The organism is Pseudomonas sp. S3(2024) (genome assembly GCF_036861315.1).
In the GTDB taxonomy this organism is placed as follows: domain Bacteria; phylum Pseudomonadota; class Gammaproteobacteria; order Pseudomonadales; family Pseudomonadaceae; genus Aquipseudomonas; species Aquipseudomonas putida_A.
The window spans coordinates 276,676-296,349 of record NZ_JAZAQQ010000002.1 but is presented as its reverse complement, the minus strand read 5'-3'; the positions used below and the strand labels follow the sequence as shown (position 1 = coordinate 296,349).

General features: G+C 60.3%; 17 protein-coding genes. 12 read left to right on the top strand and 5 right to left on the bottom strand.

The window, feature by feature from the left end:
* Nucleotides 1-95: 95 nt before the first annotated feature.
* The 3 genes from grxD to VLA07_RS06020 all read right to left on the bottom strand — a co-directional run bounded on the left by grxD (nt 96) and on the right by VLA07_RS06020 (nt 3,065).
* Nucleotides 96-437: a Grx4 family monothiol glutaredoxin gene (gene grxD, locus VLA07_RS06030; RefSeq protein ID WP_003227729.1), complete on the bottom strand. Its 342-nt coding sequence runs from the start codon at nt 435-437 to the stop codon at nt 96-98.
* Nucleotides 438-534: 97 nt separating this feature from the next.
* Nucleotides 535-2,640 (bottom strand): molybdopterin oxidoreductase family protein, encoded by a 2,106-nt coding sequence (locus VLA07_RS06025; protein ID WP_333988605.1) that lies wholly within the window; start codon nt 2,638-2,640, stop codon nt 535-537.
* A 134-nt stretch (nt 2,641-2,774) separates the two neighbouring features.
* A complete protein-coding gene (locus VLA07_RS06020; RefSeq protein WP_027612069.1) occupies nt 2,775-3,065 on the bottom strand; it encodes a hypothetical protein in 291 nt (96 codons plus the stop codon).
* Nucleotides 3,066-3,469: 404 nt separating this feature from the next.
* Between VLA07_RS06020 and argF the strand changes: the two genes are divergently transcribed.
* On the top strand, nt 3,470-4,390 hold the full coding sequence (argF, locus tag VLA07_RS06015; protein WP_333988604.1) for an ornithine carbamoyltransferase: 921 nt from the start codon (nt 3,470-3,472) through the stop codon (nt 4,388-4,390).
* Complete coding sequence (locus VLA07_RS06010) at nt 4,387-5,496, top strand: ABC transporter ATP-binding protein (RefSeq protein WP_333988603.1); 1,110 nt, start codon at nt 4,387-4,389, stop codon at nt 5,494-5,496. Before argF ends, VLA07_RS06010 begins: the two co-directional genes overlap by 4 nt.
* A 121-nt stretch (nt 5,497-5,617) precedes the next feature.
* On the opposite strand, the gene VLA07_RS06005 is transcribed toward VLA07_RS06010, so the two are convergent.
* Nucleotides 5,618-6,400 (bottom strand): PhzF family phenazine biosynthesis protein, encoded by a 783-nt coding sequence (locus VLA07_RS06005; RefSeq protein ID WP_027612072.1) that lies wholly within the window; start codon nt 6,398-6,400, stop codon nt 5,618-5,620.
* Nucleotides 6,401-6,495: 95 nt separating this feature from the next.
* Nucleotides 6,496-6,966: a Cys-tRNA(Pro) deacylase gene (gene ybaK / locus VLA07_RS06000; RefSeq protein ID WP_003227741.1), complete on the bottom strand. Its 471-nt coding sequence runs from the start codon at nt 6,964-6,966 to the stop codon at nt 6,496-6,498.
* A gap of 362 nt (nt 6,967-7,328) precedes the next feature.
* Between ybaK and VLA07_RS05995 the strand changes: the two genes are divergently transcribed.
* From VLA07_RS05995 to VLA07_RS05950, 10 genes are all read left to right on the top strand, one after another.
* Nucleotides 7,329-8,180, top strand: coding sequence for an MIP/aquaporin family protein (locus VLA07_RS05995; RefSeq protein ID WP_027612073.1), 852 nt, complete (start codon nt 7,329-7,331; stop codon nt 8,178-8,180).
* Nucleotides 8,181-8,257: 77 nt separating this feature from the next.
* On the top strand, nt 8,258-9,760 hold the full coding sequence (glpK, locus tag VLA07_RS05990) for a glycerol kinase GlpK (RefSeq protein WP_095136946.1): 1,503 nt from the start codon (nt 8,258-8,260) through the stop codon (nt 9,758-9,760).
* Between the two features lie 238 nt (nt 9,761-9,998).
* Nucleotides 9,999-10,754 carry a DeoR family transcriptional regulator gene (locus VLA07_RS05985; protein ID WP_333988602.1) on the top strand — a complete coding sequence of 252 codons (756 nt, stop codon included), beginning with the start codon at nt 9,999-10,001 and terminating at the stop codon, nt 10,752-10,754.
* A gap of 322 nt (nt 10,755-11,076) precedes the next feature.
* A complete protein-coding gene (gene glpD / locus VLA07_RS05980; RefSeq protein ID WP_097086058.1) occupies nt 11,077-12,612 on the top strand; it encodes a glycerol-3-phosphate dehydrogenase in 1,536 nt (511 codons plus the stop codon).
* Nucleotides 12,613-13,105: 493 nt separating this feature from the next.
* A complete protein-coding gene (locus VLA07_RS05975) occupies nt 13,106-14,032 on the top strand; it encodes a glutamate/aspartate ABC transporter substrate-binding protein (RefSeq protein ID WP_115988990.1) in 927 nt (308 codons plus the stop codon).
* A gap of 190 nt (nt 14,033-14,222) precedes the next feature.
* Complete coding sequence (locus VLA07_RS05970; RefSeq protein WP_027612077.1) at nt 14,223-14,969, top strand: amino acid ABC transporter permease; 747 nt, start codon at nt 14,223-14,225, stop codon at nt 14,967-14,969.
* The gene (locus VLA07_RS05965; RefSeq protein ID WP_007963949.1) at nt 14,969-15,640 is read left to right on the top strand and encodes an amino acid ABC transporter permease; all 672 of its coding nucleotides are present in this window, start codon (nt 14,969-14,971) and stop codon (nt 15,638-15,640) included. The genes VLA07_RS05970 and VLA07_RS05965 overlap by 1 nt, the downstream gene beginning before the upstream one ends.
* Nucleotides 15,637-16,371: an amino acid ABC transporter ATP-binding protein gene (locus VLA07_RS05960; protein ID WP_007963947.1), complete on the top strand. Its 735-nt coding sequence runs from the start codon at nt 15,637-15,639 to the stop codon at nt 16,369-16,371. Before VLA07_RS05965 ends, VLA07_RS05960 begins: the two co-directional genes overlap by 4 nt.
* A gap of 76 nt (nt 16,372-16,447) precedes the next feature.
* Complete coding sequence (locus VLA07_RS05955; protein WP_097086060.1) at nt 16,448-18,349, top strand: sensor histidine kinase; 1,902 nt, start codon at nt 16,448-16,450, stop codon at nt 18,347-18,349.
* Nucleotides 18,346-19,674, top strand: coding sequence for a sigma-54-dependent transcriptional regulator (locus VLA07_RS05950; protein ID WP_027612079.1), 1,329 nt, complete (start codon nt 18,346-18,348; stop codon nt 19,672-19,674). Before VLA07_RS05955 ends, VLA07_RS05950 begins: the two co-directional genes overlap by 4 nt.

Below are 19,674 nucleotides of genomic sequence, written 5' to 3'. Positions count from 1 at the left end.
GCCCTCTTTCGAGGTGCGGGGCTTTTTATTGGCAAATCCCGGATCAGATGCAGATCCCTGTGGGAGCGAGCTTGCTCGCTCCCACAAAAACCGGATCAGGCTTCGGACTTGGCCGCAGCAGCCTTGGCCGATGCTTCCTTGACCAGAGTCTGCAGCTCACCGTTGGCGAACATTTCAGCCATGATGTCGCTACCGCCGACCAGCTCACCGCCGACCCACAGTTGCGGGAAAGTCGGCCAGTTGGCGTACTTTGGCAGGTTGGCGCGGATTTCCGGGTTCTGCAGGATGTCGACGTAGGCGAACTTCTCGCCACAGCCCATTACAGCCTGCGCAGCTTTCGCGGAGAAGCCACACTGCGGGGCATTCGGCGAGCCTTTCATGTAAAGCAGAATGGTGTTGTTGGCAATCTGCTCTTTAATCGTTTCGATGATATCCATGGAGCACCTCGGCTGAACTTTCCGACTCATGGGTCGGCACGGTGACGCATTGTAACGGAATCCCGAGCGCCATGCTCGGTCTCCCCGACGGTCTCGTTCAGGCCGCTGCCACGGTCACCGGCACGCCATTGAGCGCGGCGTTACCCGACAACTCGTCGAGCTGGCATTCATCGGTCAGGTCGTTGGCACTCGATCCCGGCTGCCCACTGGCGATTGCCATTTGCACGCCCGGCCGAGCATGTCCCCAACCGTGCGGCAGGCTGACCACGCCCTTCATCATGTCCAGACTGCCGAGCACCTCGACCTCGATCTGCCCTACCCGCGAGCTGACGCGAACTAACTGACCATCGTTGAGCCCCCGGCTGGCGAGGTCATCCGGGTGCATCAGCAATTGATGCCGTGGCTTGCCCTTCACCAGACGATGGTAGTTATGCATCCACGAATTGTTGCTGCGCACATGGCGCCGGCCGATCATCAGCAGCTCATCGGCCGCCGGCGCCTGCAAGGCCGCAAAGCGTGCGAGATCGGCGAGAATTTCCGGCGGCGCAGCCTGCACTCGTTGATTCGGCGTCTTGAGGCGTGCAGCCAGATTAGGCTTCAACGCCCCAAGATCTATCCCGTGCGGATGATCGAACAATGTCGCCAATGACAGCTTTTGCTCGGACGCATCGCCATACAGGCCCATGCGCAGGCCCATGTCGATCATCTTCGCCGGCGGCATCGTCGGTTTCAGCTCCTTGCCGGTCTTCTCGGCAAACGCCTTGGCCAGACCGACAAAGATCTCCCAGTCGTGTAATGCGCCCTCGGGCTTGGCGAGAATCGCGCGGTTGAAGCGGGTGACGTTGCGTACCGCGAACAGATTGAAAGTAGTGTCGTAATGATCGTTCTCCAGCGCTGAGGTCGACGGCAGAATCAGATCGGCGTAGCGCGTGGTTTCGTTAATGTACAGGTCGATGCTGAGCATGAACTCCAGACCATCGAGCGCCTGCTCCAGTTGCCGGCCGTTTGGCGTCGACAACACCGGATTGCCGGCCACAGTGATCAGCGCGCGAATCTGCCCTTCGCCTTCGGTGAGCATCTCTTCCGCCAGCGCCGATACCGGCAGCTCGCCGCCGTACTCGGGCCGCCCGGATACCCGGCTCTGCCATTTGTTGAAATGCCCGCCCGAGGTCGATGCCACCAGATCCACCGCTGGCTCTGTGCACAAGGCACCGCCGACGCGATCGAGATTGCCAGTCACCAGATTGATCAACTGCACGACCCAATGGCATAGCGTGCCGAAGGCCTGAGTGGAAACGCCCATCCGGCCGTAGCAAACAGCGCTTGGTGCAGCGGCGAAGTCCCGGGCCAGTTGGCGGATCTGTTCAGCGGGAACGGCGCACAGCGGGCTCATGGCTTCGGCAGTAAACGTGGCGACGGCTGCGCGCACTTCATCAAGGCCATCAACCGGCAAGTGACAGTCACGGGTCAGCCCTTCGCTGAAAAGCGTATTGAGTAAGCCAAACAACAGCGCCGCGTCGCCACCCGGCCGCACAAACAAGTGCTGATCGGCGATAGCTGCCGTTTCGCTGCGCCGTGGATCGACCACCACCACTTTGCCGCCGCGCGCCTGAATCGCCTTCAGGCGTTTCTCGACATTGGGCACGGTCATGATGCTGCCGTTCGATGCCAGCGGATTACCGCCCAGGATCAGCATGAAATCGGTGTGATCAATGTCCGGGATCGGCAACAGCAAGCCGTGGCCGTACATCAGGTAACTGCTCAGGTGATGCGGCAACTGATCGACCGAAGTCGCCGAGAAGCGATTGCGCGTCTTCAGCAGGCCGAGAAAGTAGTTGCTGTGAGTCATCAGCCCATAGTTGTGCACGCTCGGGTTGCCCTGGTAGACCGCCACCGCATTCTGCCCGTGACGCTGCTGAATCGCCGCCAGACGCTCGGCCACCAGTGCGAAGGCTTCGTCCCACTCGATCGGCAGCCATTCGCTGCCGACCCGGCGCATCGGCTGGCGCAGGCGGTCGGGATCATTCTGGATGTCTTGCAGGGCCACGGCCTTGGGGCAGATGTGCCCACGACTGAACGTGTCGAGCGCGTCCCCCTTGATCGAGGTGATCGCGACGTTGCCATCGGTTTCGGTGGTCTCGATGGTCAGGCCGCAGATGGCTTCGCACAGGTGGCAGGCACGGTGATGGAGAGTCTTGGTCATGGCCAGTCTCTGTCTTGTTCTGGGCAGGCAATCAGGCCCGCGGGAACAAAACTATGGCCCCGGCGCAGATCCTGCGCCAGCGACGTTCGTCTTGTGAATCGACGGTTATCAGGCGAGCCGATACACCGCCATGTTCAGTTCGACGGCAGCTGCGGCGGCGCGGCCAACTGAATTTCCTGAATGGTTTCGATCTGCTCGTGGGCGACGTGCACGCCGGTGAGTTCGCCGATCAACCGCCAGTGCTCGTCGAGCCCGGCACTGATGGTCGCCATGCGATCGATCATGTGGCGGCCCGCGGTCTTGACCACTTCGTCCTCGCTGCGCAGCAGCTCGAAAGACATCGAAGTGACCGACGCGGTGAGATGGGTCAGTGAGCGAGCTGTGTGGCCCAGCAGTTCCATTAACAGTTTTTCTTTCGATTCCATGCGGAGGCTTCCTGCGTCGCTCGAAACTTATTTATAACCCAGCACTTTGCTTTAGCAAATGTTTCAGTCTGAGCATCCGACCAAGTGATGGCATGGCGCCACGGTCGCAAACCGACCTGATCCACATGATCCCCGCCACGCCGCATTGCCAAGCCCGGCGAGGCCGGTGTACAAAGAGGCTCGCTGCTGTCCTGAACCCGGCTTCAAATGCGCGGCTGTAACATCCAGTGTGCTCTCCGAATCCCGCAAAAACCGTAGCCTATTGGCGTAACGCGACATTTAGTGTCAATATCGCGCCTTCCCCTATTTCGTCGCCCCGTGCGGCTTACGCCGCAGGTCTCGCCCGTTGTTCCGTTAAACAAGGCTTTGAGCATCTGCGGTCTGTAGCAAAAAGGTAGTCAATGATGAGCGCAAGGCACTTTCTCTCCCTGATGGATTGCACGCCCGAAGAGCTGGTCAGCGTGATCCGTCGAGGCGTTGAGCTCAAGGACCTGCGTAACCGCGGCGTACTGTTCGAGCCGCTGAAAAACCGCGTCCTGGGGATGATCTTCGAGAAGTCCTCGACCCGTACCCGGATCTCCTTCGAGGCCGGCATGATCCAGCTCGGTGGCCAGGCGATCTTCCTCTCGCCACGCGACACCCAGCTGGGCCGTGGCGAGCCGATCGGCGACTGCGCCATCGTCATGTCGAGCATGCTCGACGCGGTGATGATCCGTACCTTTGCCCACAGCACCCTGACCGAATTCGCCGCCAACTCGCGCGTGCCGGTGATCAACGGCCTGTCCGATGACCTGCACCCGTGCCAGTTGCTGGCCGACATGCAGACCTTCCTCGAACACCGCGGCTCGATCCAGGGCAAGACCGTGGCCTGGATCGGCGACGGCAACAACATGTGCAACAGCTATATAGAAGCGGCGATCCAGTTCGACTTCCAGTTGCGCGTTGCCTGCCCGCAGGGCTACGAGCCTAATCCGGAATTTGTCGCCCGCGCCGGCGATCGCGTGAACATCGTCCGTGATCCGCAGGATGCCGTGCGCGGTGCGCATCTGGTGAGCACCGATGTCTGGACTTCGATGGGTCAGGAAGAGGAAACTGCCAAGCGCCTGAAGTTGTTCGCTCCGTTTCAGGTGACCCGCGCCCTGCTCGATCTGGCGGCCGAAGATGTGCTGTTCATGCACTGCCTGCCGGCGCACCGCGGTGAAGAAATCAGCCTCGACCTGCTTGATGACCCGCGCTCCGTCGCCTGGGATCAGGCAGAAAACCGTCTCCACGCACAGAAGGCCCTGCTCGAGTTCCTCGTCGAACCGGCATATCACCACGCATGAGCCATGAATTACTGCTGAATCTGCGCAACCTCGCTTGCGGCTATCAAGATCAACGCGTGGTGCAGAACCTCAATCTGCACCTCAACGCCGGTGACATCGGCTGCCTGCTCGGCTCGTCCGGCTGCGGCAAGACCACCACCCTGCGCGCGATTGCCGGTTTTGAACCGGTGCATGAAGGGGAAATCACCCTGGGAGGTGAAACCATCTCCAGCGCCGGTTTCACTCTGGCACCAGAGAAACGCCGGATCGGCATGGTGTTTCAGGATTACGCGCTGTTCCCGCACCTGAGTGTTGCAGACAACATCGCCTTCGGTATCCGCAAGCACCCGAACAAGGAGCGCGTCACCGAGGAGCTGCTGGAACTGGTCAACCTGAAGAACCTCGGCAAGCGCTACCCGCACGAGCTGTCCGGCGGCCAGCAACAGCGCGTTGCCCTCGCCCGCGCCCTGGCGCCGGAGCCGCAATTGCTGCTGCTCGACGAGCCCTTCTCCAACCTCGATGGCGAACTGCGGCGCAAGCTCAGCCACGAAGTGCGTGACATCCTCAAGGCCCGTGGCACCAGTGCGATTCTGGTGACTCACGATCAGGAAGAAGCCTTCGCCGTCAGCGATCATGTTGGTGTATTCAAGGAAGGTCGCCTGGAGCAATGGGATACGCCCTACAACCTTTACCATGAGCCGGCGACGCCGTTTGTCGCCAGCTTCATCGGTCAGGGTTATTTCATCCGCGGCCAGCTCGGCAGCCCGGAGTCGGTGCAGACCGAACTCGGCGAACTGCGCGGCAACCGCGCCTACACCTGGCCGGTGGGTGGCGCAGTGGATGTGTTGCTGCGTCCGGATGACATCGTTTATGCGCCGGACAGCGGGTTGAAAGCGCGGATCGTCGGCAAGACGTTCCTGGGTGCCTCGACCCTGTATCGCCTGCAACTGCCGACCGGTGCGCAACTGGAATCGATCTTCCCCAGCCATGCCGACCATCAGGTGGGTGCGGAGGTGGGAATTCGCGTAGCGGCTGAACATCTGGTGTTGTTCCAGGCATCGGGCAGCACTGCCGCGCAAATCCCGGCTGCGGAAAACGGCGTCCGCCGCTACAGCACCGCCCTCTGATCCGCCCCGGATCAAAACTGTGGGAGCGGGCTTGCTCGCGAATGCGGTATATCAGCCACCATCATCGTTGACTGACACCCCGCATTCGCGAGCAAGCCCGCTCCCACAGTTGGTTTTGGGTTCAACCCAGGATCAGAGTGCCGCTGGCCACCAGCGTCGCATTCCCGCCGATCTTCACCCGCTCCCCCTCCAGCCGACAGAACAACTCCCCGCCCCGCGCCGAACGCTGGCACGCGGTCAGACTGGACTTCCCCAGACGTTTCGACCAGTACGGAATCAGGCTGCAATGCGTAGATCCAGTGACCGGATCTTCATTGATGCCGATCGCCGGGGCGAAGTAGCGCGAGACGAAATCGTGCTGATTGCCGCGCGCGGTCACGATGGCGCCGAGCCACGGCAGTTTTGCCAGTGCAATCATGTCCGGCGTGCAGTCGAGCACTGCCTGCTCCGACTCCAGCACCACAAACAATTCATTGGAACCGAGCACATCCACCGCCTCGACGCCCAGCGCACGCTCGACATCCAGCGTCACGCCAATTTCTGACGGCACAATCGACGGGAAGTCCAGCCACAGGCGATCGCCCTCGCGGCTGACGCTAAGCGGCCCGGACTTGCAGATGAAGTCCAGTCGTTCGGCATTTTCCTTGTAGACCTCGAACAACACATAGGCGCTGGCCAGTGTGGCATGCCCGCACAGCGGCACCTCGGTGGTCGGGGTGAACCAGCGGATGTGCCACGCCGCGCCTTCGCGCACCACGAACGCGGTTTCTGCCAGATTGTGTTCGGCAGCGATCTTCTGCATCAAATCGTCCGCGAGCCATGCATCGAGCCGATACACCATCGCCGGGTTGCCACTGAACGGCCGATCACTGAACGCATCAACCTGATGAAATTCGAGCTGCATAACCTTCTCCCTGAGTGAGTCGGCAGAGCATGCAGCCACGCTGCGCTCAGCGCCAGTGACAGAACCGGGCAATTTTCTTCATACAGAACGCAAGTTCATGCACGACCGATGTCGGCAAATTTGGCTTGCGTGTGTTCAGCCAGAACCGCCGGCGCCAATTCGACTTCCAGGCCACGTCGGCCAGCACTGACATAAATAGTCGCAAAGCCTTGGGCCGAGTTATCGATGAAGGTGCGCAGACGCTTCTTCTGCCCCAGCGGACTGATGCCGCCCAACAGGTAACCGGTGGAACGCTGCGCCGCAGCCGGGTCAGCCATTTCGACTTTCTTGACGCCCGCCGCGTGTGCCAGACCTTTGAGATCAAGACTTCCGACGACCGGCACCACCGCGACCAGCAATTCACCTTTTTCGCTGGCAGCGAGCAGCGTCTTGAACACCTGCGCCGGCTCCAGCGCCAGTTTCTCGGCGGCCTCCAGCCCATAGGACGCGGCCTTGGGGTCATGTTCGTAACTGTGCACGCGATGTTCGGCACGAACTTTTTTCAACAAGTCCAACGCAGGGGTCATGGCAGCTCCAGGCTCGGTATCAACAGAAAAATCCTGCGCCGGATTCTAGGCCATCACCTCGCAAAAGGCTCTAGCGCAGGCCCCGTTTTCCGGGCGTTGCAGGTGAATCACCGGGCTATCGCCCCCGTCCTCCGCAGGATCATTCAGCAGGCTGATAGTTTAATTGTGACCGATGGTTCACTTTCGACCTTTGACAGGTTTGTTTCTTGTCTATATTTTTTCGAATCTGAATAATGTAAGAATTATCATCACCGCAGCACCCAGCAGTAAACCGGGAACAGGATGGGGATCCTGCCCCGGGGAAAATCGCGCCTTGCCCTGACGGCAAACGCGCCAGACAACAACAAAAATCGAGGTTTTCAATGACAACTGCTTTACAGCAACCATCGCTTTCCGGCCAATGCCTGGCCGAGTTTCTGGGGACTGCACTTCTGATCTTTTTCGGCACTGGCTGTGTCGCCGCGCTCAAAGTCGCGGGCGCCAGCTTCGGTCTGTGGGAAATCAGCATTATCTGGGGCGTCGGCGTGAGCATGGCGATCTACTTGACCGCCGGGGTTTCCGGCGCGCATCTGAACCCCGCCGTGAGCATTGCCCTGAGCATTTTCGCCGACTTCGAAAAGCGCAAACTGCCGTTCTATATCCTGTCGCAGATCGCCGGCGCGTTCTGCGGTGCGCTGTTGGTGTACACGCTGTACAGCAATTTATTCTTCGATTACGAACAAACTCACCACATGGTGCGTGGCACCGCCGCCAGCCTTGAGTTGGCCTCGGTGTTCTCGACCTTCCCCAATCCGGTACTGTCCACCGCTCAGGCATTCCTGGTCGAGATGATCATCACCGCGATCCTGATGGGCGTGATCATGGCCCTGACCGATGACAACAACGGTCTGCCGAAAGGCCCGATGGCTCCGCTGCTGATCGGTTTGCTGATTGCCGTAATCGGCAGCTCGATGGGCCCGCTGACCGGTTTTGCGATGAACCCGGCGCGTGACTTCGGTCCGAAACTGATGACTTTCTTCGCCGGCTGGGGTGAAATTTCCTTCACTGGCGGCCGCGATATTCCGTACTTCCTGATTCCGATTTTTGCACCGATTGTCGGTGCCTGCCTCGGCGCTGCCGGGTATCGCGGGCTCATCGCCCGTCACCTGACCGGCGCCACACCTGCTACAAAGGATGCAGAACCGGCCATTGACGGCAAACCAAGAACTTCTTGAAACAGTCGGCGCGGGTTCCTGCCCTTTAGAGCCCGCGCCACGGCCCACTCTCCCTTATTTCGTCCAAGGCAATCGACATGACCGACATTCAGAATAAGAACTACATCATTGCCCTCGATCAGGGTACGACCAGCTCCCGCGCGATCATTTTCGACCGCGATGCGAACGTGGTCTGCACCGCCCAGCGCGAATTCGCCCAGCACTACCCGCAAGCCGGCTGGGTCGAACACGATCCAATGGAAATCTTTGCGACCCAGAGCGCGGTGATGGTCGAAGCGCTGGCACAGGCCGGTCTGCATCACGATCAGGTCGCCGCCATCGGTATCACCAACCAGCGTGAAACCACCGTGGTCTGGGACAAGACCACCGGTCGTCCGGTGTACAACGCCATCGTCTGGCAGTGCCGCCGCAGCACCGAGATCTGCCAGCAGCTCAAGCGCGATGGCCACGAAGAGTACATCCGCGACAACACTGGTCTGGTCACCGACCCGTACTTCTCCGGCACCAAGCTGAAGTGGATCCTCGACAACGTCGAAGGTAGCCGCGAGCGTGCGCGCAATGGCGAACTGCTGTTCGGCACCGTCGATAGCTGGCTGATCTGGAAATTCACCGGTGGCAAGGTACACGTCACCGACTACACCAACGCCTCGCGCACCATGCTCTTCAACATCCATTCGCTGGAGTGGGATTCGAAGATGCTGGAAATCCTCGACATCCCGCGCGAAATGCTCCCGGAAGTCAAAGCCTCTTCGGAAATCTACGGTCGCACCAAGAGCGGCATCGCCATCGGCGGTATCGCCGGTGATCAGCAAGCGGCACTGTTCGGCCAGATGTGCGTCGAGCCGGGCCAGGCGAAAAACACCTACGGCACCGGCTGCTTCCTGCTGATGAACACCGGCGACAAAGCGGTGAAATCGCAACACGGCATGCTCACCACCATCGCTTGCGGCCCGCGTGGCGAAGTGGCTTACGCTTTGGAAGGCGCGGTGTTCAACGGCGGTTCGACCGTGCAGTGGCTGCGCGATGAACTGAAGATCGTCAACGACGCTCACGACACCGAATACTTCGCCAATAAAGTGAAGGACAGCAACGGCGTGTACCTGGTACCGGCCTTCACCGGTCTGGGCGCTCCGTACTGGGACCCGTATGCCCGCGGTGCACTGTTCGGTCTGACGCGCGGCGTGCGCGTGGATCACATCATCCGCGCTGCGCTGGAATCGATCGCCTACCAGACCCGCGACGTACTCGACGCCATGCAACAGGACTCCGGCGAACGCCTCAAGGCCCTGCGCGTGGACGGCGGCGCGGTCGCGAACAACTTCCTCATGCAGTTCCAGGCCGACATCCTCGGCACCCAGGTCGAGCGTCCGCAAATGCGCGAAACCACCGCGCTGGGCGCAGCGTATCTGGCCGGTCTGGCGTGCGGTTTCTGGGGCAGCCTCGACGAACTGCGCGGCAAGGCCGTGATCGAGCGTGAGTTCGAACCGAGCCTGGAAGAAGTCGAGAAAGAGAAACTGTACAAAGGCTGGAAAAAAGCCGTCAGCCGCACCCGTGACTGGGCGCGTGAAGACGCTGAATAAGCCAGTCTGAAGACTGACTTAAGCTGTCCAAACAGCGTGAAAGCGTAGCGAGCGAAGGCAAGACAAGGCAAAAACAGGCGAGGACGCGGAGTTTACGGGTTTGTAAATGAGCAGTCCGAGCCTGTTTTTAACGCAGGATTGCCGAGCGCAGTAGCTTTCACGTTGTTTGGAAACTGGTCGGGAGGAGATTCCTGCGTCATCATGGGCAAATTTTGCACGGCAGCCCAAAGGAAGCCCCATGAATCTGCCTCCCCGTCAGCAGCAAATCCTCGAGCTGGTCCGCGAACGCGGCTATGTGAGCATCGAGGAAATGGCCACGCTGTTCGTTGTTACCCCGCAAACCATCCGCCGCGATATCAATCAGCTCGCGGAAGCCAATCTGTTGCGCCGCTACCATGGCGGCGCGGCCTATGATTCCAGCGTCGAAAACACCGCCTACGCGATGCGCGCCGACCAGATGCGCGACGAAAAACAACGCATCGGCGAAGCCATCGCCGCGCAGATCCCCGATCACGCCTCGCTGTTCATCAACATCGGCACCACCACCGAATCGATTGCCCGCGCCCTGCTCAATCACAACCATCTGAAGATCATCACCAACAACCTGCACGTCGCCTCGATGCTCAGTGCCAAGGATGATTTCGATGTGCTACTGACTGGCGGCAACGTGCGCCGTGACGGCGGTGTGGTGGGTCAGGCGAGCGTGGACTTCATCAACCAGTTCAAGGTCGATTTCGCGCTGGTGGGTATCAGCGGCATCGACGAAGACGGCAGCCTGCTCGACTTCGATTATCAGGAAGTGCGCGTGTCGCAGGCGATCATTGCCAATGCGCGGCAGGTGATTCTGGCGGCGGACTCGAGCAAGTTCGGGCGCAATGCGATGATTCGATTGGGTCCGATCAGCCTGATCGACTGCCTGGTGACCGATCAGCAGCCAGTGCCGGCACTGCCGCAACTGCTGAGCCAGCACAAGATTCGTCTGGAAGTCGTTTAAACCCTCAACATTCCCATGTGGCGAGGGGATTTATCCCCGATGGGCTGCGAAGCAGTCCCAAAACCATCCAATGCGGTGTGCCTGATACCCCACGGTAGTTGATTGAGGGGCCGCTACGCGGCCCATCGGGGATGAATCCCCTCGCCACAAAAAGCATCCCTCGACTCAATAATGTTCGAAAATTTTCTTTTAGCCGCCCTTCGATGAGTTTTTTCAATCGAACGCGACTGGCTGCGCGCGTCTTTATGGGCTACCATTTTCGCAAATGAACATTTATGTTCGATTTCCAAGACAGAAAATCAAAAGAGCCCGAGGCCAGCCGATGTCCACATCTACCTTGCGTACGCCCCCTATCTCCGAGATCTACGACGTTGCCGTGATTGGCGGCGGGATCAATGGCGTGGGGATCGCAGCAGATGCCGCCGGTCGCGGTCTCTCGGTGTTCCTTTGCGAAAAGGATGACCTGGCCAGCCACACCTCGTCGGCCAGCAGCAAGCTGATCCACGGTGGCCTGCGCTACCTCGAACATTACGAATTCCGTCTGGTGCGTGAAGCGCTGGCCGAGCGCGAAGTGTTGCTGGCCAAGGCGCCACACATCGTCAAGCCGATGCGTTTTGTGCTGCCGCACCGTCCGCACCTGCGTCCGGCCTGGATGATCCGCGCCGGTCTGTTCCTTTATGACAACCTCGGCAAGCGTGAAAAGCTGCCAGGTTCGAAAAGCCTGAAGTTCGGTGCCGACAGCGCACTGAAAAGCGAAATCACCAAGGGCTTCGAATATTCCGATTGCTGGGTCGATGACGCCCGCCTCGTCGTTCTGAACGCCATGGCCGCCCGGGAAAAAGGTGCCCACGTACACACCCAGACCCGTTGCGTCAGCGCCCGCCGCGCCAAGGGCCTGTGGCACCTGAACCTGGAACGCGCTGACGGCAGCCTGTTTTCGATCACCGCCAAAGCACTGGTGAATGCGGCCGGCCCGTGGGTCGCCAAGTTCATTCGTGACGACCTGAAAATGGAATCGCCGTACGGCATCCGCCTGATTCAGGGCAGCCACATCATCGTGCCGAAACTGTACGAAGGCGATCACGCGCACATCCTGCAAAACGAAGATCAGCGCATCGTCTTCACCATTCCGTACCTGAACCACTTCACCCTGATCGGCACCACCGACCGTGAATACACCGGCGATCCGGCGAAAGTGGCAATCACCGACGGCGAAACCGATTACCTGCTGAAAGTGGTCAACGCTCACTTCAAGAAGCAGATCAGCCGCGACGACATTCAGCACAGCTACTCGGGCGTGCGTCCACTGTGCAACGACGAATCCGACAACCCGTCCGCCGTGACCCGCGATTACACCCTGGCATTGTCTGGCGGTGGCGAAGAAGCACCGCTGCTGTCGGTGTTCGGCGGCAAACTGACCACCTACCGCAAACTCGCCGAGTCAGCGATGGCCCAGTTGATGCCGTACTTCACCCAGATGCGCCCAAGCTGGACCGCCACCGCGACCCTGCCCGGCGGCGAAGACATGACCACCCCGCAAGCCTTGAGCGCGCAGATCCGCGACAAGTTCGACTTCGTCCCGACCGAGATCGCCCGCCGCTGGGCCACCACCTACGGCAGCCGCACCTGGCGCATGCTCGAAGGCGTGGAAACCCTCGCCGACATGGGCGAACACATTGGTGGCGGGCTCTACACCCGTGAAGTCGATTACCTGTGCAGCGAAGAATGGGCCACCACGGCGCACGACATCCTGTGGCGTCGCAGCAAACTGGGCCTGTTCACTACCCCGGCCGAGCAAGAGAAACTGGCGGCCTACCTGGGCAAGGTCGAGCAGAACCGCAAGACTGAAGCGGCGTGATTTGAACATCGCTTAAACGAAAGCCCCTGAATTGAGAGATTCAGGGGCTTTTTGCTGCGTGACTTACTTTGCCTGCCACTAACCCTGTGGCGAGGGGATTTATCCCCGATGGACTGCGAAGCGGTCCTCGCCTTTGCGCTGAAAGAAGGCCGCTTCGCGACCTATCGGGGATAAATCCCCTCGCCACAAGGGAATGTGGGCTCGAACGATCATCAATATGAGGGCAGCGATTAAAAGAGCGTTCGGATTTCCGAACGCGACCTCCCGGTCGATTCGGATAACCGGATCAGTTTCATCGAAAAACACCGACACAAAACTTTAATCACCTTATAAATCAAGCCATTAGCCACTATCGACTGCTCTGGCACGACTCATGCTCTACACTCTCTCGACGAATGCCTGCCGTGCCAACACTTCAGGAGCCGTCAGGCATTCGAAGCACAAAAGGGCCGACGAACTGGCTCCATAAAAAAAACAATTCGAGGAAAATTTGATGCGCATCGTTCCCCATATCCTGGGCGCAGCCATTGCGGCCGCTCTGATCAGCACTCCAGTTTTCGCTGCCGAGCTCACCGGCACCCTGAAGAAAATCAACGATTCCGGCACCATCACCCTCGCTCACCGCGACAGTTCCATTCCGTTTTCCTATATCGCGGATGCTTCCGGCAAGCCAGTGGGCTACTCCCACGACATTCAAATGGCCATCGTTGAAGCCCTGAAAAAAGACCTGAACAAGCCAGACCTGCAGGTCAAATACAACCTGGTGACCTCGCAAACCCGTATCCCGCTGATCCAGAACGGCACCGCGGATATCGAGTGTGGTTCGACCACCAATAACGCCGAGCGCGCCCAGCAAGTCGACTTCACCGTCAACATCTTCGAAATCGGCACCCGTCTGCTGGTCAAGAAAGACAAGGATGGCAACCCGTCCTACAAAGACTTTGCCGACCTCAAAGGCAAAAACGTCGTGACCACCGCTGGCACCACGTCCGAGCGCATCATCAAAGCGATGAACGCCGACAAGCAGATGGGCATGAACATCATCTCCGCCAAGGACCACGGCGAATCCTTCAACATGTTGGAAAGCGGCCGTGCCGTTGCCTTCATGATGGACGACGCCCTGCTGGCCGGCGAAGAAGCCAAGGCCAAGAAGCCGGACGACTGGGTCATCACCGGTACTCCGCAATCCTTCGAAGCCTACGCGTGCATGGTTCGCAAAGACGACCCGGCCTTCAAGAAGGCTGTGGATGACGCCATCGTCGGCCTGTACAAATCCGGCAAGATCAACGAGATCTACAAGAAGTGGTTCGAAACCGCGATTCCGCCAAAGGGCCTGAACCTCAACTTCCCGATGAGCGACAAGGTCAAGGAACTGATCGCCAACCCGAGCGACAAGCCGGCGCCTGACGTAAAAATCTGATTCCTGACTAACCTTATCCCCTGAGGGAGCCACCCTCCCTCAGGCGTCTGTTACCTGCTGGTTTTACAGTGGAACACTCGACCTGGCGGTTTTCGAGCCGATCGCGTGTGCCCGGCGTTCAACGTCGGACGGGAAAGGATCTTCCCCAAGCGGGTGCTTGTACATCGATCGATTTCGAGGGGAGACCCTAATGAATTACAACTGGGACTGGGGCGTGTTCTTCAAGTCCACCGGCGTGGGCAGCGAGACTTATCTCGACTGGTACATCGCCGGCCTGGGCTGGACCATTGCCATCGCCATCGTGGCATGGATCATCGCCTTGCTGCTGGGCTCCATTCTGGGGGTCATGCGCACGGTGCCGAACCGCCTCGTATCGGGCATCGCGACCTGCTACGTCGAACTGTTTCGCAACGTGCCGCTGCTGGTGCAGCTGTTCATCTGGTACTTCCTGGTGCCCGATCTGCTGCCGCAAAACCTGCAGGACTGGTACAAGCAGGATCTGAACCCGACCACCTCGGCCTACCTGAGCGTGGTCGTGTGCCTGGGCCTGTTCACCGCCGCCCGGGTCTGCGAGCAAGTGCGCACCGGCATCCAGGCGCTGCCACGCGGCCAGGAATCCGCCGCCCGCGCCATGGGTTTCAAGCTGCCGCAGATCTATTGGAACGTGCTGCTGCCCCAGGCCTACCGCATCATCATTCCACCGCTGACCTCGGAATTCCTCAACGTGTTCAAGAACTCCTCCGTGGCGTCCTTGATCGGCCTGATGGAACTGCTGGCGCAAACCAAGCAGACCGCCGAGTTCTCGGCCAACCTGTTTGAAGCCTTCACCCTGGCCACGCTGATCTACTTCACCCTGAACATGAGCCTGATGTTGCTGATGCGCATGGTCGAGAAGAAAGTCGCAGTGCCCGGCCTGATCTCCGTGGGGGGTAAATAATGGACTTCGATTTCAGCGGCATCATCCCTGCGATCCCGGGCCTGTGGAACGGCATGGTCATGACCTTGCAACTGATGGTCATGGGCGTGATCGGCGGTATCGTGCTGGGGACGATCCTCGCGCTGATGCGCCTGTCGTCGAGCAAACTGCTGTCGCGCGTCGCCGGCGCCTACGTGAACTACTTCCGCTCGATCCCGCTGCTGCTGGTGATCACCTGGTTCTACCTGGCGGTGCCGTTCGTGCTGCGCTGGATCACCGGCGAAGACACCCCGATCGGCGCGTTCACCTCCTGCGTCGTGGCTTTCATGATGTTCGAAGCCGCGTACTTCTGTGAGATCGTCCGGGCTGGCGTGCAGTCGATCCCCAAAGGCCAGATGGCCGCGGCCCAGGCGATGGGCATGACCTATGGCCAGACCATGCGGCTGATCATCCTGCCCCAGGCGTTCCGCAAGATGACCCCGTTGCTGCTGCAACAGTCGATCATCCTGTTCCAGGACACCTCGCTGGTCTACACCGTGGGCCTGGTGGACTTCCTCAACTCCGCCCGTTCCAGCGGCGACATCATCGGTCGTTCCAACGAGTTCCTGATCTTTGCCGGTGTCGTCTACTTCATCATCAGCTTTTCCGCCTCGCTGCTGGTCAAGCGTCTGCAAAAAAGGTTTGCCGTATGATCTCCATCAAGAACATCAACAAGTGGTATGGCGACTTCCAGGTGCTGACTGATTGCAGCACCGAGGTCAAGAAAGGCGAAGTGATCGTGGTCTGCGGTCCGTCGGGTTCGGGCAAGTCGACCCTGATCAAGTGCGTCAACGCGCTGGAGCCGTTCCAGAAAGGCGACATCGTCGTCGACGGCACTTCGATTGCCGACTCCAAGACCAACCTGCCGAAACTGCGTTCGCGCGTCGGTATGGTGTTCCAGCACTTCGAGCTGTTCCCGCACCTGACCATCACCGAGAACCTGACCATCGCGCAGATCAAGGTGCTGGGCCGCAGCAAGGAAGAGGCGACCAAGAAAGGTCTGCAACTGCTGGAACGCGTCGGCTTGTCGGCGCATGCGCACAAGCACCCGGGGCAACTGTCCGGCGGTCAGCAGCAGCGTGTGGCGATTGCCCGTGCACTGGCCATGGACCCGATCGTCATGCTGTTCGACGAACCGACCTCGGCGCTCGACCCGGAAATGGTCAACGAAGTGCTCGACGTGATGGTGCAACTGGCCCACGAAGGCATGACCATGATGTGCGTGACCCACGAAATGGGCTTCGCGCGCAAAGTGGCTGATCGCGTGATCTTCATGGACGCCGGCAAGATCATCGAAGACTGCCCTAAAGAGGAGTTCTTCGGCGACATCAGCGCCCGCTCCGAACGCGCGCAGCACTTCCTCGAGAAAATCCTGCAGCACTAAAAAACCACACACCGCTCCCACATTGGATCGATGATGATCCAGAGATTTGTGTGGTGGTTGACCCAAGGCAACTGTGATGAAATGCGACCCCAATCTCTATCGCGCAGCGCCGCCATCACTTGCCGTGAAGCCCCGTCTGATTCGCCATCTGTTCCTGCCGCCGCTGATCATCATCCTGATGATCGGACTGGGTTACATCGGCTTCTGGACCAGTGAACATTTCGGCATCCGCAGCCTCAGCGAGAACGGCCAGCGTCAGCTCGAACTGCACGCGCGCACGGTCGAAAGCGAGATCAGCAAATACACCTACCTGCCCAGCCTGCTGGAACTGGAAACCAGTGTCCCGCAACTGCTGGCCGACCCGACCCCGGAACACCGGCAAACGGTCAATGCTTACCTTGAAGGCCTGAACCGGCGCAGCCGCAGTCGGGCTATCTACGTGATGGACACTACCGGCCGCGTCATGGCCACCAGCAACTGGCGCGACGTCGACAGTTACCTCGGCGAAGACCTGTCCTTTCGCGCCTATTTCCAGAACGCCGTGCGCGGCGAGCCCGGACGTTTCTACGGCATCGGCAGCACCAGCGGCGAACCCGGTTATTACCTCGCCCACGGTCTGGAAGAACACGGCAAGATCATCGGCGTCGCCGTGGTCAAGGTGCGCCTCGAAGCGCTGGAAGAGCGCTGGCAACGCGCCCGCCTGGAAGCCTTCGTCAGCGACGAGAACGGCATCATCATTCTTTCCAGCGATCCGGCGCGGCGCCTGAAATCGGTGGTCCCGCTGAGCGATGAAACCAAAGAGAAGCTCGCCCGCAGCCTGCAGTACTACTGGTTCCCGCTCAACGAACTGCAACCGCTGGCCCGCGAAACCCTGGCCGACGGTGTGGAGAAACTGACCTTCCCGGCCAACAGCGAACTGAGCGCCGATGACGACAGCATCAGCTATCTGGCGCAGACCCGGCCGCTGAGCGACACGCCATGGAATTTCACCCTGCTCACGCCGTTGCAGGACTTGCGTCGTGAAGCGATCAATCAGGGGATCCTGGTGGCCGTGGCCTTCGCGCTGGTGGCGTTCCTGCTGATCGCCTGGAACGAGCGGCGCAAGGTCATCGCCACCCGCCTCGCCGCCCGCGAAGCCTTGCAGGAAGCCAACAATCAACTGGAGCGTCGGATTACCGAACGCACCGGCGATCTGCGCGCCAGCAACGAACGGCTGAAGAGCCAGATCCGCGAACGGCGCCAGGCCGAAGAAACCCTGCGCCGCGCCCAGGACGAACTGGTGCAGGCCGGCAAACTCGCGGCCATCGGCCAGATGTCGACCAGCATCGCCCACGAACTGAACCAGCCGCTGGCGGCGATGCGCACCCTGTCCGGCAACACCATTCGCTTTCTGGAACGCGGCCAGCTCGACGTCGCCAGCACCAACCTCAAGACCATCAACGACCTGATCGACCGCATGGGCCGGATCACCGCCAGCCTGCGCTCGTTCGCCCGGCGCGGCGACAATGAAGGCCAGGCCAGTCTCGGCAAAGCGGTGGACGCGGCCCTGCAACTGCTCGGCGCGCGGGTCGAGGGCATGGCGCTGCAACTGCACCGGCAGTTCAGCGACGTACAGGTGCAGATCGACCAGACCCGCCTCGAACAGATTCTGGTCAACCTGATCGGCAACGCCCTCGACGCCATGCAGACGCAACCTTCACCGCAGCTGTGGCTGGAAGGCGAAGAGTTCAACGGCAAATATCGCCTGCGGGTGCGCGACAACGGCCACGGTGTCGACGCCGAAGCACGCAAGCATCTGTTCGAGCCGTTCTTCACCACCAAACCCGGCGAACAGGGTCTGGGCCTCGGCCTGACCCTCTCCGCCAGCCTCGCTGCCGCCACCGGCGGACACTTGGGAGTCGAACACCCGGTCAGCGGTGGCACCACCTTCGTCCTCAGTTTACCGTTGGTAAGCCCTACTCCTGCCGAGCCAATATGAACCACGACCTTAGTGTGCTGATCGTCGAAGACGACCCCCATGTGCTGCTCGGCTGCCAGCAGGCGCTGACCCTGGAAGACATTCCCTGCATCGGCGTCGGCAGTGCCGAAGAAGCGCTGGAGCGGGTCGGCGACAACTTTGCCGGGATCGTCATCAGCGACATTCGCTTGCCCGGCATCGATGGCCTGGAACTGCTGACCCGCCTCAAGGCACGCGACCGCAGTCTGCCGGTGGTGCTGATCACCGGTCATGGCGATATCTCCATGGCGGTCGGCGCGATGCAGAAAGGCGCCTACGATTTCATGGAGAAACCGTTCTCGCCGGAACGTCTGGTGGATGTCGCCCGCCGCGCACTGGAGCAACGCAGCCTCGCCCGCGAAGTCTCCTCGCTGCGTCGGCAACTGGCCGAACGCGATTCCCTCGAAGGCCGGATCATCGGGCGCTCGCCAGCCATGCAGAACCTGCGCGAACTGATCGCCAACGTCGCCGACACCTCGGCCAACGTATTGATCGAAGGCGAGACCGGCACCGGCAAGGAACTGGTCGCCCGTTGCCTGCACGACTTCAGTCGCCGGCATGCCAAGCAATTTGTCGCGCTGAACTGCGGCGGCCTGCCGGAAAACCTCTTCGAAAGCGAGATCTTCGGCCACGAGGCCAACGCCTTCACCGGCGCCGGTAAACGGCGCATCGGCAAGATCGAACACGCCGACGGCGGCACGCTGTTCCTCGACGAGGTGGAAAGCATGCCCCTGCCCCTGCAGATCAAATTGCTGCGGGTGTTGCAGGAACGCACCCTCGAACGCCTCGGTTCGAACCAGAGCGTGGCGGTGGATTGCCGGGTGATTGCCGCAACCAAATCCGACCTCGACGAAGCGAGCAAGGCCGGCGAGTTTCGCAGCGACTTGTACTACCGCCTCAACGTGGTGACCCTGGAACTGCCGCCGCTGCGCGAGCGCCGTGAAGATATCCTGCAACTGTTCGAACACTTCACCCAGCAGTCGGCGCTGCGTTTCGACCGGGTATTGCCCGAGCTGGACAACCAGACCCTGTCGAACCTGATGAGCCACGACTGGCCGGGCAACGTGCGTGAGCTGCGTAACGTCGCCGAGCGCTTTGCCCTCGGCCTGCCGGCGTTCAAGAAGTCCGGCGCCAGCAGCGGCGGTCAGGGGCTGGCGTTCGCCGAAGCGGTGGAAGCCTTCGAGCGCAACCTGCTCAATGACGCCTTGCAACGCAGTGGCGGCAACCTGACCCAGGCCAGTCAAGAACTGGGCATGGCCAAGACCACGCTGTTCGACAAAGTGAAAAAGTACGGGTTGAGCCATTGA

Coding starts and splice junctions, on each gene's coding strand:
- VLA07_RS05960 (WP_007963947.1), top strand. CDS start 15,637: ATGATCTCCATCAAGAACATCAACAAGTGGTATGGCGACTTCCAGGTG.
- VLA07_RS06020 (WP_027612069.1), bottom strand. CDS start 3,065: ATGGAATCGAAAGAAAAACTGTTAATGGAACTGCTGGGCCACACAGCT.
- VLA07_RS05955 (WP_097086060.1), top strand. CDS start 16,448: ATGAAATGCGACCCCAATCTCTATCGCGCAGCGCCGCCATCACTTGCC.
- argF (WP_333988604.1), top strand. CDS start 3,470: ATGAGCGCAAGGCACTTTCTCTCCCTGATGGATTGCACGCCCGAAGAG.
- VLA07_RS05950 (WP_027612079.1), top strand. CDS start 18,346: ATGAACCACGACCTTAGTGTGCTGATCGTCGAAGACGACCCCCATGTG.
- VLA07_RS05995 (WP_027612073.1), top strand. CDS start 7,329: ATGACAACTGCTTTACAGCAACCATCGCTTTCCGGCCAATGCCTGGCC.
- ybaK (WP_003227741.1), bottom strand. CDS start 6,966: ATGACCCCTGCGTTGGACTTGTTGAAAAAAGTTCGTGCCGAACATCGC.
- VLA07_RS05965 (WP_007963949.1), top strand. CDS start 14,969: ATGGACTTCGATTTCAGCGGCATCATCCCTGCGATCCCGGGCCTGTGG.
- glpD (WP_097086058.1), top strand. CDS start 11,077: ATGTCCACATCTACCTTGCGTACGCCCCCTATCTCCGAGATCTACGAC.
- VLA07_RS05975 (WP_115988990.1), top strand. CDS start 13,106: ATGCGCATCGTTCCCCATATCCTGGGCGCAGCCATTGCGGCCGCTCTG.
- glpK (WP_095136946.1), top strand. CDS start 8,258: ATGACCGACATTCAGAATAAGAACTACATCATTGCCCTCGATCAGGGT.
- VLA07_RS05985 (WP_333988602.1), top strand. CDS start 9,999: ATGAATCTGCCTCCCCGTCAGCAGCAAATCCTCGAGCTGGTCCGCGAA.
- VLA07_RS06010 (WP_333988603.1), top strand. CDS start 4,387: ATGAGCCATGAATTACTGCTGAATCTGCGCAACCTCGCTTGCGGCTAT.
- VLA07_RS06025 (WP_333988605.1), bottom strand. CDS start 2,640: ATGACCAAGACTCTCCATCACCGTGCCTGCCACCTGTGCGAAGCCATC.
- grxD (WP_003227729.1), bottom strand. CDS start 437: ATGGATATCATCGAAACGATTAAAGAGCAGATTGCCAACAACACCATT.
- VLA07_RS05970 (WP_027612077.1), top strand. CDS start 14,223: ATGAATTACAACTGGGACTGGGGCGTGTTCTTCAAGTCCACCGGCGTG.
- VLA07_RS06005 (WP_027612072.1), bottom strand. CDS start 6,400: ATGCAGCTCGAATTTCATCAGGTTGATGCGTTCAGTGATCGGCCGTTC.